At 68.3% G+C, this 15,538-nt stretch carries 13 protein-coding genes; 4 read left to right on the forward strand and 9 right to left on the reverse strand.

Annotated features, from left to right (window positions below; all coding sequences use genetic code 11):
- Window positions 1–91 precede the first annotated feature (91 nt).
- The 5 genes from ACWEKS_RS23370 to aceA form a co-directional block, all read right to left on the reverse strand.
- Window positions 92–796: a helix-turn-helix transcriptional regulator gene (locus ACWEKS_RS23370; RefSeq protein ID WP_452342023.1), complete on the reverse strand. Its 705-nt coding sequence runs from the start codon at window positions 794–796 to the stop codon at window positions 92–94.
- A gap of 42 nt (window positions 797–838) precedes the next feature.
- Window positions 839–964, reverse strand: a complete 126-nt coding sequence (locus ACWEKS_RS23375) for a hypothetical protein (RefSeq protein ID WP_364620331.1) — start codon at window positions 962–964, stop codon at window positions 839–841.
- Between the two features lie 195 nt (window positions 965–1,159).
- Window positions 1,160–3,475 (reverse strand): 5-methyltetrahydropteroyltriglutamate--homocysteine S-methyltransferase, encoded by a 2,316-nt coding sequence (gene metE, locus ACWEKS_RS23380; RefSeq protein WP_452342024.1) that lies wholly within the window; start codon window positions 3,473–3,475, stop codon window positions 1,160–1,162.
- Window positions 3,476–3,779: 304 nt separating this feature from the next.
- Complete coding sequence (locus ACWEKS_RS23385; RefSeq protein WP_379404185.1) at window positions 3,780–4,667, reverse strand: 3-hydroxybutyryl-CoA dehydrogenase; 888 nt, start codon at window positions 4,665–4,667, stop codon at window positions 3,780–3,782.
- A 534-nt stretch (window positions 4,668–5,201) separates the two neighbouring features.
- Window positions 5,202–6,491, reverse strand: coding sequence for an isocitrate lyase (aceA, locus tag ACWEKS_RS23390; RefSeq protein ID WP_379389181.1), 1,290 nt, complete (start codon window positions 6,489–6,491; stop codon window positions 5,202–5,204).
- 529 nt (window positions 6,492–7,020) lie between these two features.
- Here aceA and ACWEKS_RS23395 point away from each other — a divergent pair.
- Window positions 7,021–7,497, forward strand: a complete 477-nt coding sequence (locus ACWEKS_RS23395) for a DUF1772 domain-containing protein (protein ID WP_452342025.1) — start codon at window positions 7,021–7,023, stop codon at window positions 7,495–7,497.
- Window positions 7,498–7,638: 141 nt separating this feature from the next.
- Here the strand turns inward: ACWEKS_RS23395 and ACWEKS_RS23400 are convergent, their stop codons facing one another.
- Complete coding sequence (locus tag ACWEKS_RS23400; protein WP_452342026.1) at window positions 7,639–8,040, reverse strand: hypothetical protein; 402 nt, start codon at window positions 8,038–8,040, stop codon at window positions 7,639–7,641.
- A gap of 282 nt (window positions 8,041–8,322) precedes the next feature.
- Here ACWEKS_RS23400 and ACWEKS_RS23405 point away from each other — a divergent pair, with 282 nt between their 5' ends.
- The 3 genes from ACWEKS_RS23405 (at window position 8,323) to ACWEKS_RS23415 (ending at window position 12,736) form a co-directional block, all read left to right on the forward strand.
- The gene (locus ACWEKS_RS23405; RefSeq protein ID WP_452342027.1) at window positions 8,323–10,935 is read left to right on the forward strand and encodes a tetratricopeptide repeat protein; all 2,613 of its coding nucleotides are present in this window, start codon (window positions 8,323–8,325) and stop codon (window positions 10,933–10,935) included.
- 96 nt (window positions 10,936–11,031) lie between these two features.
- Window positions 11,032–11,697: a nucleotidyltransferase family protein gene (locus tag ACWEKS_RS23410; RefSeq protein WP_452342028.1), complete on the forward strand. Its 666-nt coding sequence runs from the start codon at window positions 11,032–11,034 to the stop codon at window positions 11,695–11,697.
- Between the two features lie 13 nt (window positions 11,698–11,710).
- On the forward strand, window positions 11,711–12,736 hold the full coding sequence (locus ACWEKS_RS23415) for an XdhC family protein (RefSeq protein WP_452342029.1): 1,026 nt from the start codon (window positions 11,711–11,713) through the stop codon (window positions 12,734–12,736).
- 20 nt (window positions 12,737–12,756) lie between these two features.
- Here the strand turns inward: ACWEKS_RS23415 and ACWEKS_RS23420 are convergent, their stop codons facing one another.
- From ACWEKS_RS23420 to ACWEKS_RS23430, 3 genes are all read right to left on the reverse strand, one after another.
- Window positions 12,757–13,854: an ABC transporter substrate-binding protein gene (locus tag ACWEKS_RS23420; RefSeq protein ID WP_452342030.1), complete on the reverse strand. Its 1,098-nt coding sequence runs from the start codon at window positions 13,852–13,854 to the stop codon at window positions 12,757–12,759.
- Between the two features lie 79 nt (window positions 13,855–13,933).
- Window positions 13,934–14,728 carry an ABC transporter permease gene (locus ACWEKS_RS23425; protein ID WP_452342079.1) on the reverse strand — a complete coding sequence of 265 codons (795 nt, stop codon included), beginning with the start codon at window positions 14,726–14,728 and terminating at the stop codon, window positions 13,934–13,936.
- A gap of 47 nt (window positions 14,729–14,775) precedes the next feature.
- Window positions 14,776–15,537: an ABC transporter permease gene (locus ACWEKS_RS23430; protein ID WP_452342031.1), complete on the reverse strand. Its 762-nt coding sequence runs from the start codon at window positions 15,535–15,537 to the stop codon at window positions 14,776–14,778.
- Between the last annotated feature and the right edge of the window lies 1 nt (window position 15,538).

Below are 15,538 nucleotides of genomic sequence, written 5' to 3' on the forward strand. Positions count from 1 at the left end.
TCATGGTGGATTTCCTTGCCCCACCACGATCTCCGGGCCCGGCGACAACCCTGTGTCGGTGTTTCCGGATTATTTGTCGGTGTTCGCCGGCCTAGCCGAGCGAGATCATCCGCACCTCGTGCACCGGCTCGTCCGGGCGGCACATGTCGATGGTCCGCTCCGGCCCGGTCCACTCCGTCAGCTCGATGCCCTTCATCCGGTCGAGCCGGAAGTTGCGCGGTTCGTCGCGCAGCCGGCACCAGGCCAGCAGATACCAGCCGTTGATCCCGTGCAGCAGCGCCACCGGCTCCACCTCGCGCTCGCTGAGCACCCCCGAGCCATCCAGATATTCGATGCGCAGCACGCGCCGCGCCACCACCGCCTGCTCCACCTCCGCCGGGATCGGCATGGGCGCGATGGCCTCCGGCGACTCCAGCAGGCGCACCCGCAATGCCAATTGCCGTGCCGCGTCGGCATTCTGCTGGGACATGGCGGCCAGGATCTTGCGCAGGGCACTGCGCCCGGCCGCCGCGAAGGGCCCATCGTCGGCGCGGGCCACGGCGACCGCCAGCGCCACCGCCTCGGCCGCGGTGAAGTTCAGCGGCGGCAGCGACATGCTCTTCTCCAGCGCGTACCCACCCCGCCGCCCCACATCGGCGTAGATGGGCACCCCCGACTGCTGCAGCGCGCTGATGTCCCGCTCGACGGTGCGCACACTCACCCCGTGCCGCGCGGCCAATTCCCGTGCGGTCCGCAGCCGCGGGGACACCGCCCGCAACTCCTCGACAATCGCGTAGAGCCGATCCGTGCGGTTCACGCCCACACCGTAGCGGCACCCACCGACAATCCCGGTCGGCGCTCAGCGCCCCGACTTCCAGGGCGGATCCGGCGGCACCTGATCCCCCTTCTGGTTGTAGGTGTCGTTGTACTGCTTCTCGGTTTCGGGATCGTCCACCGGCTGATCGCTCTTACCCGTCGGATCCATGCCCACTGCCTTTCTCGAAAACCTGTGTCCCGCACGCTAATCGTCGGTTCATGACCGATTCGTGACGCCGGACGCACGGAACCCCGGTCCGATCGGAGGATCGGACCGGGGTTCCGGGGTGAGCGCTACCGCCTCAGCGGCTTCGCTACTGCCTCGAGCGGCTTCGCTACTGCCTCGAGCGGCTTCGCTACTGCCTCAAGCGGTCTCGCCCGCGGCGGCCTCCGCGCGGCGGCGGACGCGGCGGGCCGCGGCGACCATATTGCGCAGGGACGGGTCGAGCTGCCAGTGGTGGCGGGTCTTCAGGCCGCCGTCCGGATTGGCCCACAGGCGTTCCGGGGTGACGGCCTCCGCTGCGGCGGTGAGCAATTCGTCCAGTTCGTCGATGTCCGGGATCCGGGCGGAACGGGACTCGTACACACCCGGGCCGACGCCGTGGGTGAGACCGCGGCCTTCGGCGCAGTCCTCCTTCAGCGCCTCCAGCACCCACTCGATGGAGCGGGTGGCGACGATGGCGGTGACGTCCGCGTCGAGTTCCTCGATGGCCGCCACCACGTCACCGCGGCTGGAATAGCCGATGTGCGTGTGGATCTGGGTCTCCGGAGCGACGCCGGAGGTGGCCAGCTTGAACGCGCCGACGGCCCAGCGCAGGTATTCGGCCTGGCCCTTCTTGCGCAGCGGGAGCAGCTCGCGGATGGACGGCTCGTCCACCTGGATGATGGCGATGCCCGCCTTCTCCAGATCCACCACCTCGTCGCGGATGGCCAGCGCCACCTGGTCGGCGGTCTCGTAGAGCGGCTGATCCTGGCGCACGAAGGAGCGGGCCAGCATGGTGACCGGTCCGGTGACCATGCCCTTGACCGGTTTGTCGGTGAGGGACTGGGCGTACGCGGTCCACGACACCGACATGGGCTCGGGGCGCGACACGTCGCCGTACACGATCGGCGGTCGCACGCACCGGGATCCGTACACCTGCACCCAGCCGAAGTGGGTGGTGGCGAAGCCGTCCAGCAGCTCCGCGAAGTACTGGATCATGTCGTTGCGCTCGTGCTCGCCGTGCACCAGCACGTCGAGGCCGATGTCCTCCTGCAACCGGATGGTGGACTCGATCTCGGCTTCGATGCGCTTGCGGTACTCCTCGTAGGACAGCCGGCCCTGACCGAGGTCGTGGCGCGCCTGCCGGGCCGTCTCGGTCTGCGGGAACGAGCCCAGCGTGGTGGCGGGCACCACCGGCAGCCGAAGCTTGGCCTGCTGCGCGACCTTTCGCGTCTCGTATGGCTCGCGCACCCGCATCTGCGGGGTGACGGCGTAGACGCGCTGGCGCACCGCGTGCTTCTGCTTGAAGTGCACCGAGGTCGGCTTCCGGCGCCACTTCTCCGAGGGTCCCTCGGTGAGCGCCTTGGCCAGCGAAACCACTTCCAGCACCTTCTGTTTGGCGAAGGCGAGGCGGTCGGCGACGGGGCCCTCGAGCTCGTATTCGACGAGCACGTCGTAGGGCACGTGCAGCAGCGTGGCGCCGGTGGAGACCACCATGTCGGGGCAGACCTGGGCGAGGGCGTTGAGGTATTCCAGCGTCACGAACCGGTCGGTACGCCAGACATTGGTGCCGCTGATGACACCGGCGTAGAGCCGCTTGCGCTTGATGCCGGGGATCTTGGCCAGTTCCTCCGGCACGACCCGGTAGCTGGCCAGGTCGAGACCGATGGCCTCCACCGAAGTGCGGCACAGGATTTCAATGGCCGCACCGAAATCGCCGTACTGCCCGGTGACCAGCATGCGCGGGCGCAGCGGGGCCTTGGACAGGCGCTGGTAGGTCTTCTCGAACAGCTCCATGGTGGACGGCGAACGGTCGCTGGTGAAACAGGGCTCGTCCAGCTGCACGCAGGTGGCGCCGCGCTTGGCGAGGATCTCGAACAGTTCCTCGTACACCGGCAGCAGCTTGTCCAGCAGCACCAGCTTGTCGAATTCGGTTTCGCCGGGCACATGGCCGGTCTTGGACAGCAGCAGCAGCGACAGCGGTCCGAGGATCACCGGCCGCAGCTCGATGCCGGCCGCCTTGGCGCGATCGAACTCGTCCAGCAGCGCCTCGGGGTGCAGCGAGAATTCGGTGTCGGGCTCGAGTTCCGGCTGCCGGTAGTGGTACGGCGTGTTCAGCAGCTTCACCAGCTCCAGCGGCGGCAGATCCGGCCGGCCGCGAGCCATCAGGAAATAGAAGTCCAACGGGTCCAAGCCTGCTCGGAAGGGCTCGAACCGCTGCGGGACCGCCCCGAACAGCAGCGCGTTGTCGAGGATGTGGTCGTAGAAGGAGAAGGTGTTGCCCGGGACCTGGGTCAACCCGGTGGCGGCCAGCTCCAGATACTGGCTCTCCTGGATCTCGCGCCCGACCGCGAGCAGTTCGTCACGAGAAAGCGTGCCGTGCCAATACGACTCCAAAGCACGCTTGAGTTGCCGGTGCTCTCCGATTCGCGGGTAACCCAGGATGCTCGATCCGAACCCACCGCTGACGTTGACCATGAACGGACACTCCTTCCGAGCTGCCGGTCCGGCTCGACCTGTTTGCAGCTTATGCCCGGTTGAGGTGGACGCCGCCACAAGCCCGGCGACGTGGCACCTTGGGTATTAACGGTGTGCACCCTGACAATGCCGTGGCCGAAGGCCCGGCGAGCACCTGGACCCAACGCGACAACGGATTTCGCAAGGTTCGGGGTAACTCGCCGGGTGCGTCCAAAATCGGTTCGGCACCCAACCGCCGGCACGGGTGCGAGACGCCGACGGCTCTCAGCCGCCCGCTGCATATGCGGGGAGGCGGCGGAGCCCGCTAAGTACGCGGGGAGGCGGGGGAGTTGTACTGGTAGAAGCCCGCACCGGCCTTCTTGCCCAGCAGGCCCGCCTCGACCATGCGCATGAGCAGCGGCGGCGCGGAGTACAGCGGCTCCTTGAACTCCGCGTACATGGAGTCGGCGATGGACTTCACGGTGTCGAGGCCGACCAGGTCGGTGAGCGCCAGCGGGCCCATCGGGTGGGCACAGCCCAGCACCATGGCCTTGTCGACGTCTTCCTTGGTGGCGAAACCGGATTCGACCATGCGGATGGCGGAGAGCAGGTAGGGCACCAGCAGCGCGTTCACCACGAAGCCGGAGCGGTCGGCGGAGCGCACGACCTGCTTGCCCAGGATGTCGGCGGCGAACTGCTCGGCGCGCTTGGTGACGGTCTCGGTGGTCTTGAGGGTGGTGACCAGCTCGACGAGCGGCAGCACCGGCACCGGGTTGAAGAAGTGCATGCCGACCACCCGCTCCGGGTTGTTGGTCGCCACGGCGATCTTCATGATCGGAATGGAGGAGGTGTTGGAGGCCAGCACCGCGTTCGGATCGGTGACGACCTTGTCGAGTTCGGCGAAGATGGCGGTCTTCACGTCCTCGTTCTCCACGACGGCCTCGACGACCAGCTGACGGTCGGCGAAGTCGCCGAGGTCGGAGGTGAAGCGCAGCCGCCAGGCGGCCTGCTCCCGCTCGCGCTCGGTGATCTTGCCGCTGGACACCCCGCGGTCCAGCGACCGCAGAATGCGGGCCCGGCCGGCGGCGGCCAGCTCACGGGTCTGTTCGAAGACGAGGACATCGACATGTGCCCGGGCGCAGACTTCTGCGATACCCGCACCCATCTGTCCGGCGCCGATAATGCCGACGCGCTGAATCTTTTCGCTGCTCACGTCCCGCTCCGTTCCGCCTCCCCGCAACTTTTGCGGGCGGCTGAGTGCCGTTGCCACTTCTGCATCCGTGCCTGCGTCGAGTACCGAACCGATTTCGGTCGTACCCGGTGAGTTACCCCTACCGGTACGAAATCGGTTGTCGCGTATCGAACGCCCGCCGGTCGGCAGTCGTGGCTGTGGGTGAAGGCGTCGGACTAACTTTTTCGACCCTGCGCCTTCTTAAGGTCTTTGCAAAAAACGCTATAGGAAGATGCCCTCCCCGCCGGGGCTGTCGACGGGAAGGGCGGGTGAACTTCGCCGGGAGAGGGCTTGCCATCCCCTCCCGGCGAAGTTCCGGGTCCCCGGGGCGGCCGAGGTTGTGATGCGACTGCCGCCCCGAGGGTTGTCCACTCCACCGCCTCTCCGGGTATTCAGCGGGCGGCCAAGAGCCGTCGTCGCCATGCACCCGTGCCGGCGGTTGGGTGGCGAACCAATTTCGGTCGTCCCCGGGGAGTTACCCGGATCCTCACGAAATCAGTTGTCACCTTGGGAAACTCAGTGGAACTGACCCTCTTCGGTGGAGCCCTTCAGCGCCGCGGTGGAGGTGTTCGGGTCCACGGTGGTGGCGATGGTGTCGAAGTAGCCGGCGCCGACCTCACGCTGGTGCTTGACGGCGGTGAAGCCACGCTCGGCGGCGGCCTTGAACTCGCGCTCCTGCAGGTCGACGAAGGCGGTCATGCCCTCGCGGGCGTAGCCGTAGGCCAGGTCGAACATGCCGTAGTTCAGCGAGTGGAAGCCGGCCAGGGTGATGAACTGGAACTTGAAGCCCATGGCGCCGAGCTCACGCTGGAACTTCGCGATGGTCGCGTCGTCCAGGTGCGCCTTCCAGTTGAAGGACGGAGAGCAGTTGTAGGCCAGCAGCTGGTCCGGGAACTCGCCGCGGACGGCCTCGGCGAACTTGCGCGCGACCTCGAGGTCCGGCACGCCGGTCTCCATCCAGATGAGGTCGGCGTAGGGGGCGTAGGCCTTGGCACGCGCGATGCAGGGCTCGATGCCGTTCTTGGTGCCGAAGAAGCCCTCGGCGGTACGGGTACCGTCCAGGAACTCACGGTCGCGCTCGTCCACATCGGAGGTGATGAGGGTGGCGGCCTCGGCGTCGGTGCGGGCGATGATCACCGACGGCACGTCGGCGACGTCGGCGGCCAGACGCGCGGAGGTCAGGGTGCGGATGTGCTGCTGGGTGGGGATCAGCACCTTGCCGCCCAGGTGGCCGCACTTCTTCTCGGAGGCCAGCTGGTCCTCCCAGTGCACGCCCGCCGCGCCGGAGGCGATCATGGCCTTCTGCAGCTCGTAGGCGTTCAGCGCGCCACCGAAGCCGGCCTCGGCGTCGGCGACGATCGGGGCCAGCCAGTTGGCGACCGAGGTGTCACCCTCGACCTTGGCGATCTCGTCGGCGCGCAGCAGCGCGTTGTTGATGCGGCGGACCACGGCCGGAACCGAGTTGGCCGGGTACAGCGACTGGTCCGGGTAGGTGTGGCCGGACAGGTTCGCGTCACCGGCGACCTGCCAACCGGACAGGTAGATGGCCTTCAGGCCGGCGCGGACCTGCTGCACGGCCTGGTTACCGGTGAGGGCGCCCAGGGAGTTGATGTAGTCCTCGTTGTTGACGAGATCCCAGAGGATCTCGGCACCGCGGCGGGCGAGGGTGTGCTCCTCGACGACGGTGCCCTGCAGCTTCACGACCTGATCGGCGGTGTAGTTGCGGGTGACGCCCTTCCAGCGGGGGTTGGTGTCCCAATCCTGCTGGAGTTCCGCAGCGGTCTTCGGGGTGCCGACCTTCGACATCTCTGACTCCACTTCTTCGTTCGGTCTCGGTAGCCCCGCGGATCGAACCAGGCGCCGGATGAGGGAGCGAGGATGTTCGACCACTGCTGGAGCGGCAATTTGCAGACTTGCTAGGCCCGCGAGGTGTACTTCCACACGATGGCACAGGAAAAAATATGCGTCTACCTGTTGCAAGTGTGAATCCCCGCTAGCTTTCACCGGCATTTTGTTAAGCCTGCAAAATTTGCTTGCGAATAGCAGCGGTGAAATCTACTTGCCGGTAGCGCTGACATGCGGTTTTGCATAACGCCCGTACTGTTTGCGTGACGGGGGCCACCGGTGCATGACGCGCCGATGACCGTCCGGATGTGAGCACCTTCACAGATCATTCTGATCTTGATGGTTGTGAGGCGAGCCACGAGGCGCCCACTTCGGACCATTCGGCGGCTGGAGAAACTCACGATCTAGCATCGCTAGACAAGATAGCTCCGCCTTGTTATCGTTGCTTTAGTTCCTAGCACCGCTAGATCATCGCCGAAAGAGGCCCCCGATGCTCGTCCTGACCGGCCAGTTCCTCGCCGCCCTCGCCGTCCTCGCCAATGCCGTCGTCTACGGCACCGACTGGTGCGCGGCCCTCATCATGCGATCCGTCTACCGCCGCCTCGACGACGCCTCCGTCACCGTCAGCGCCGGCTGGGGCCACTACTACGGCGACAAACGCATGCCGATCTTCGGCGCCGGCGGCGTGGTCACCGCCGCCCTCACGCTGATCGTCGCCGCGGTCTCCGGCCACACCGGCGCCGCCGTCGCCGCCGCCGTTGCGCTGGTCGCCCTGGTCGCCTGGCTGGGCTTCTACGTGAAGGTGGCCAAGCCGGTGAACACCGCGCAGAAGGCCGCCGCCCAGTCCGGCGTCATCCCCGCCGATGCCCGTGCGCTGCAGGACAAGTGGGACAGCATCATCAACCTCCGGGTGGCCCTGCAGTTCATCGCCCTGTCCGGCCTGCTCGCCGCCCTGGCTCTCTTCTGAGCCACCCGCACTCGAAGGCCCCGCACCGAACTCGGTGCGGGGCCTCGTTGTTGCCCGGGCGGTGGTCGCCGGGCGATCCGCCGACACGCACCCCTCGGCACATCGGCCCCTGGTACCCGTTGGACCGCCGCGGAGACGGGATCAGCGGCTGGGAAGTGGCCGCCGGGCCCGGTTCGGCGAAATGTGGCACCGCTCGATCGGCCGCCGGAGCTCCTTCGTACCTTCGTCCTGGTCGCTCGCGCGCTCGGAACCGTTGTCCCGCAAGGCCAGCAGGCACATGGCGTCGGTGACCGTGAGCCCGATGATGCCGGCGTGCAGGGCCGCGACCTCTCCGTCGAATTCCCCACCCGGGCGCAGCAATCCGAGGAGGATCATCTCCGCGAGCACCAGCCCGGCCAGGGCCTGATCCCGCGTCAACCGCCGGACGGTCGGCAGATACGACAGCACCCACCGCCCTCGGTGTTCTTCGGGCACGTCCACCCGGAACGCGACCTCATGGGCCACATCGCTGGTGATGAGCCATTCGAGTTCAGTGATTGCCATCGATCCGATCCTCCGTTCGATTCGGACCCCGCCCCGACCCGGCACCGCCCGACACCTCCATTGGACCGTCCCGGAGCGGCCGGACCGCTACCCGATCGGCCCGGGATTTGTTCCCCGCCCGATCCGGCCGTGACCTGGGGCGGACGGCCGGGCGACTGCCTTTGTTTCCCCGCGGGCGGACGATTTCTTCGCTACCGTCGGAAGCGAATCCAGCTGTCTGCCAACTGAATACGGCCCGGTCGCCGATTGCTGAGCGCGGCCGGGCGGGCGAGGAGGTCTCCGATGACACCGGCCGCCACTTCCGCACCCGAGATCGCCCGGCTCGGCCGCTCGCTGCGGGCGATCGGGCTGAGCGAGCACAGCCTGATCGAGCCGCTGGCCGTCGAGCTGATGCGACGCGGGCTGCGTCCCCGCATCGCCTGGCGCAAGGCCAATGGGCTCAACCAGCGGCAGGCCGCGGAGCGCTTCAATCAGATTGCGCCCCTGGTGGATTCGAACGGTCACCGGGAGCCGCGGATGAAGAACAGCCGGCTGTGCGAGATCGAGAAGTGGCCCGCTCGTACCGCGGAGGGCAACGGCTATCGGCCGCCGGCCCTGCACACGCTGGAGCTGCTCGCGCTGGTCTACAACACGACCTGGGATCGGCTCATCGATATCGACGACCTCGGGCATCTGGCGCACGAGGAACGCGCGGCGTATCAGTCCCTCCGGGAACGCCTCGGGCGCAACCGGACCGGGACCCGGCAGCCCTATGCGACGTCCTTCGACGCCTCGACCTTCATCGGTCGGCGCGGGCCGATGGAGGAGCTGCGCCGCCGCGTCGACCTGCACTTCCTGGGTGATACCCGGGCGCAACTGATCACCGGTGTCGCGGGTGTCGGCAAGACCGCGTTCGCGCGGCAGCTGGTGACGAGATTCGCCGACCGCTTTCCCGACGGCACGGTGTGGCTGGAGATGCGCAGCCATGACCGGGACGCGGGCTCGAACACCGCCGCGCGCCTGCTGGCGGCCGGGCTGAGCCAGCTGGGCGCGCGCCCGCGCCCGCACGCCGACCAGGGCGCGTTGCTGCGGCAGTGGCACCACGAGACGACCGGTCGCCGGCTGATCGTGGTGTTCGACGATGTGCTGGAGAGCAAGCAGATTCGGCCGCTGCTGCCGAAGTCGGCGAGTTGCTTCGTGGTGATCACCAGCCGGCGGCCGCTCACCGGCATGGTGCGCGTGAATCAGCTGGAGCTGACCCCGCTGGGGCTCGACGAGGCCGAGGAAATGCTGGCCACCCTGGGCAATCTGGGGGCGGGCCACGATTCGGCGGCGGTGCGCCGGATCGTGGAGGTGGCGGGCGGGCTGCCGCTGCCGATCCGCCTGGTGGCGGGGCGGATCAGCCGGACGCCGGGGCTGCTCGGCGATCTCCGCGACGAACTCGACACGCTCACCATGCTGCTGACCCTGCCGACGACGGCGCCGCGCGCCGGGCACTGCCCGGCCGAGCTGATTCTCGACAAGTTCTCCGCCGAGGACGAATCCACCCGGGACGCCTTCGCCCTGTCCTACGCGCACCTGCGTGACGAGGAGGCGCGGCGCGCGGTGCGGCTGCTCGGCTGGTTCCCGAGCTCGACCGTGTCCGCCGACGACTTCGCGGCCATGGCGCAGGCCGAGGACTCCGCCGCGAAACGCCTGCTGCAGCGGGTGTTCGAGGACGGCATGATCGATCAGCTCACCAGTCGCCCGGGTCATCAGCGCTATCGGATGCACAATCTGCTGCACCTCTATGCCCGGTGCCGCGCGGATGCCGAGAGCCGGCCGGGCGAGCGCGGTGCGGCCCTGGGCCGGCTGTTGCGGCACTACCTGGAGACCGCGAACGGCATCGGAAAGCCGCGCCCCTTCGACACCGTGCCGCACCACCCCGGTCCGGACGCGCGCAATCCGAACATGGCCGTCATGCAGTCCAGGCTGTGGTTCGAGGAGCGGCTCGAGACCATGCTGGCGTGCGCCCGCACCGCCGAACGCACCTCGGACACCGCACGATTCGCGGATCTGCTGGCGAGCCAGCTCGCGACGCTCGGCTACTTCGCCGAGAGCCGCAGCATGTTCGAGCTCGCGGGCGGGATCAATCACGCCATCGGGGACCGCGCCGCCGAATGCGACGCTCACTTCGGGCTCGGCCACCTGCTCCGGACCATGCGCGAATATGCCAGGGCAGCATCCTGTTTCGAGTACGCGCACCAGTTGGCGGCCGATATCGGGGACAGCGCCCGGACCGCGCGCACCCTGCTGTGGCACGCCGCCGCGTTGCGCCACCAGAACAGCTGCGACGCGGCGCGCGCCGAGGTGCGCCAGGTCCTGCGCATCGCGCACTCGCTCGACGATCTGCACCTGGAATGCGATGCCCTGCGCGAACTCGGTCATCTGCACCGGCTCACCGAGCAGTACGCGGCCGGCGACGAGAACTATCGCGAGGCGCACGCCATCGCCCTGCGGATCGGCGACCGCTATTGCGAGGGCTGGTCGGTGTGGGGCCTGGGCGGCATCGCCGGGGTGCGCGGCCGGCTGGACGATTCCTGGGCGCTGTTCGAGCAGGCGTACCGGATCAGCAAGGAGATACCGGATCCGCTGCTGCAGATCGACACCCTGCGCGGTTTCGGCCACATCCACCGGCACCGCGGCGAATTCGACGCCGCCCGGATCAAATACGAGGAGTCCCGCGCCCTGACCCGGGGCATCTCCGACGCCGACGGCGAGGCCGCCGCCTGGTGGGCGCTCGGGGAGCTCGAACGCTGTGCCGACAACCCCGCCCTCGCGCTGGTCTATCTCGAGAAGGCCCGCACCCTCTGCGAGGGCATCGACCCCGCCCGCCTGCTCAAGGTCCAGCAGACCCTGACCGCCCTCGGTAGCTGAGGCGGCGCGCGGCCGGTCGCCGGGGTCCGGCCGGTCAGGCAATCCCTGATGGTCGCTTGGTCAGCGAAGGTGCGCGAGCGGGACTACCCTGCTCGCGTGAGTCCCGAACGCTGCGATGGAATTCTGCTCGCGGCCGGTGCCGGTCGGCGATATGGCATGCCGAAAGTGCTGGCCGAGGACGGACGCTGGCTGCGCGGGGCGGTGGCGGCGCTGCGGGACGGCGGGTGCGCGCGAATCTTCGTGGTACTGGGGGCAACCGGGCCCGCCCACCGCGCGCCGGGCGGCGAGTGGCGGGTATCGCAAACCTCGGGCATCGCCCTGCCCGAGGGAGTCCAGCCGGTCTGGGCGGCGGACTGGGACCTCGGCCTGAGCGCCTCCACGCGCGCGGGTCTGGCGGCGGCCGCGGCACCGGGCCTCAGCACCGGGAGTGCCACCGCGACGCCGCCGAATCACAGCACGGCGCCCGCGGAATTGGTCGCGATCATGCCGGTGGATACGCCGGACGTCGGGCCCGCGGTGGTCGAGCGGGTGATCGCGGCGGCGCGGGCGAGCGAGAGCCGGTTGGCGCGGGCGTTCTTCGGGACCACGCCCGGGCATCCGGTGGTGCTGGGGCGGGCGCACTGGGCGGGGGTGTGCGCGAGCGCGGAGGGAAATTCGGGGGCGGGCACTTATTTACGACAACGAGCGGATATGGTGTGCGTCACGTGCGATGACCTCGCAACGGGGATCGATCGGGATTATCCGGCGGACAGCGCACTGTGATCGGGAGCATGTGATGCGGGAAATCGTCGACGACCTTCTTCGAATTTGGCACAGCGGGCGCACCGGGGGGCTGGCCACTCTGGTTCGGACACAAGGCGCTACACCCGTGCCGATCGGGTCGGCGATGGTGGTGGACGCCGACGGGCGGGCCTTCGGATCCATCTCGGCAGGCTGCGCCGAGGCCGCCGCCTACGAGGCCGCCATCGACTCGGCGCACACCGGACGGCGCGGGCTGCAGCGATTCGGACCGGGCAGCGGGCTCGACGCGCAGATGGACTGTGTCGGCACCCTGGACGTGTTCACCGAACCCTTCTCGCGCAGGCACTTTCCCGAATTCCCGGATGTGGCCGCCGATATGGCGGCGCAGCGGCAGGTCACCGTCTTCACCGTGGTCTGGCATTCGGACCCGGATGTGATCGGCCAGCACCTCATCACCGACCGCAAGCACGGCACCGAGCTGGTCTCGCTCCCCGACTCCGATGTCTTCGTGTCTTCGTTCGCCCGCCCGCCGCACCTGATCCTGGTGGGGGCCAACGCTTTCGCGAGCGCGCTGGCCACCCAGGCCCGGCTGCTCGGCTACCGGATCACCATCGTGGACGCCCGCCCCACCTTCGCCAATCCGAGCGCCTACCCGGGCTGCGAGGTGGTGGTCGACTGGCCGCACCGCTACCTCAACACCCTGGCGTCGGCCGGGGAGATCGGCGCCGACACCGCCATGGTGGTGCTCTCGCACGACCCGAAGTTCGAAATCCCTTTGCTCACCGTGGCTTTGCGACTACCCGAGCTGGGGTACCTGGCCGCCCTGGGCACCCCGGCATCGCACGCACATCGGCTGGAGGCCCTGCAGGCGGGCGGCTTCACTGACGAGACCCTGTCCCGCCTGCACTCTCCCGCCGGTCTCGACGTGGGCGCCCGCACCCCCGCCGAGACCGCCGTGTCGATCGCCGCCGAACTGCTGGCGGTCCGCAACGGCACCTCCGCCGAACCGCTGTCCGCCTCCTCCGGCGGGGGCCGCCGGCACGTGCAGCTGGTGCGCTGACTCGGCACTGATGCGCTGAGCTACTTCAATTCGGGGTGCTCGGCGAAGACCTCTTTGAGCACCGAGAGGTCGAACAGCTTGTCCGCCTTGATATCGATCTTGGCCTTGGCCAGCGCCGCGATGTTCTGTTCGATCAGTGTGTCGGTCATGGTGAACAGCCCGTTGGCCTTGGAGTCGGCCGATTCGACCAGCCCGTTCTGCGCCTGCGCCTCCATGGTCTGCTCGCGCAGCTCCAGGCGCTGATCCTTGCCGTACACCTCGACGGCCAGCCGCGCCGCCTCGCCCGGGTCGGCGACGGCGTCCTTCCAGCCCTTGATCTCCGCCGTCAGGAACGCCTTGAGCTTGTCGCGCTCCTTGTCGATGGTCTGCTGGCTCACCGTCAGGGTCTCCGCGACCAGCGGCAGCCCGAAGTCGGCGAACAGGAAGTTGAAGTTCTGGAACCCCTTGGTGGCCAGGGTGATCGGCTCATTCGTCGCGTAGCTGACCCAGCCGTCCACCTCACCGTTGGCCAGCGGCGTCGGATCGTATTGCGCGGGCACGATGGTGACGTCGGAGGGCGACATGCCATTGGCGGTCAGCAGCGCGTTGAAGATGAGCTGATTGGTGTCCTGCACACCGATCTTGCGCCCCTTCATGGCCTGCGGATTGGGGATCGGGCTCTTGCTGGAGCTCACGATGCAGAAGGGATTCTTCTGATACGTGGTGCCGACGATCTTGGCGGACAGGCCCTCCAGAATCGCGGGCGCGGTGGTCTGCGGCGCGGACATGCCGATCCAGATCTTGCCGGTGCCCAGCCCCGCTTCCACCGAGGTGCTGGCCGCGCCGCCCGCGATCAGATTCACCGACCCGAATCCGGCGTCCTTGTAATAGCCCTTGGAATCGGCGAAGTACTCACCGGCGAACTCGATGTTCTTCAACCAGGACAGCTGCACGGCCACCGTCCCGTACTTGGAACCGTCGGCGACCGAGCCATTGCCGGAGCCCGAGGAGTCCTTACCGCACGCGGCCAGCAATCCGGCTCCGCCCACCGCCGCACCGGTCAATCCGGCGTAGCGGAGGAAGGATCGCCGACCCATGGACAACTGCGAGGCCGAATCCGGCCGGAACACACCACTCATGCGGCGAATGTAAGCCGTTTCGATTTCCGATTTTTTGCTTTTCCGCAGGTATTTGTGTGCGCCGCGTTAACTCGTGTGCTCATTCCCGGCTCCGTTCCGGCGAGAACCGCGCCAGCACCAGGTTTTCCAGCACGCCCACCACCGCGTACGCGAACACCGACACCACCGTGACCAGCGCGATCGACGCCCAGAGCCGGTTGTACTGGAAGGTGGGGATGGCGCGAATCAGCCCCGCGCCCAAACCTGTTCCGCTGCCCAGCCATTCGCCGAGCAGCGCACCGATCAGCGCGCCCGGCACCGAGACCCGGGCGGCCGCGAACACCGCGGGCAGCGCGGCCGGGACCGCCACCATGCGCATGGCCGTCCAGTTCGAACCCCCGTAGGCCAGTACCAGTTCCGTGGCCTGCCGGGGCGCGGACCGCAGGCCGGTCATGATCATCACCAAGGCCGGGAAGAACACCACGATGGCGGCCATGACGGTGACGCCGAGCAGCCCGCGCCCGAACACCAGCACGATGATCGGGGTGATGGCCACCAGCGGGACCGATCGCAGCAGCATCGCCACCGGCATGAACGCCTGCGCCACCGCGGGAACGCCGATGAACAGCGCCGCCACCACCAGCGCCGCGCCCATGCCCGCACCGAAGCCGATCACCGCGTCCCGCAGGGTGATTCGCATTTCGTCGAAGATCACCTGACGAGCGCCGGCCGAGGTCGGTCCGGTCACCAGGTACTTCCACACGTCCCCGGGGCTCTTGCCGACCAGCCCGACCTGCGGATACAGCTTCAGGAAGCCGTACCACAGGGCCACCAGCAGAATCAGCGAAACCAGTAGTGGCAGCAGGAATCTCCCGATCGGCCGCAGCAGGTTCAGCAGCTGTGCGGCCCGGCCCGCCGCCGGGTTCGCGACCTTGTCGGTCATCATGCCTCCGCTCGCGTCCACGGCACCGCCACCCGCGCCACCAGCGCCACGATCGCGTAGCCGAGCCCGGCCAGCGCGGCCGCGGCCAGCGCCATGCCCCAGGTGCGCGGCACGTTGTAGGCGGTCTGCGCGGCCGTCAGGGCCACCCCGATGCCGCTGTCCACGCCGCCCAGGTACTCGCCGATGATCGCGCCCAGTACCGCGGAGGGCGCGGCAATCTTCAAGGCGGCCAAGGTATTCGGCAGGGCCGCGATCAGCTGCACCCGGGTCAGCCGCTGCCAGCGGCCACCGCCGTAGGCGCGCACCAGATCCAGGCTGGTGCGGTCCGCGGACCGCAATCCCGATACCGTGCCGACCATGGTGGTGAAGAAGCAGTACATGGCCGCCAGGAACACGGTCGGCGTGCGCCCGCCGAACACCACCAGGATGATCGGCCCCAGCGCCAGCAGCGGCGTGCAGTAGCTCAGGATGGCCAGCTGGGTGACCAGCATTTCGATCGGCGGGATCAGCACCACCAGCACCGCCAACGCGATGGCCAGCGCATTGCCCCACAGAAAACCTTGCAGCGCACCCCAGGCCGTGATCCGGAAATTGGGTCCGTACAGCGCCCAGCCGTCGGCGTACATGGTGTGCAGCACGGTCCACGGGCTCGGGACGGTGCCGCCCGCGACGCGCAGTTCGGCGAGCAGGGTCCACAGCGCCAGCAGCGCGAGGATGCCCGCCAGACCGCCCAGCCTGGTTATCCGCAGACTCTCTCTCATT

This window comes from Nocardia sp. NPDC004711 (assembly GCF_053601595.1).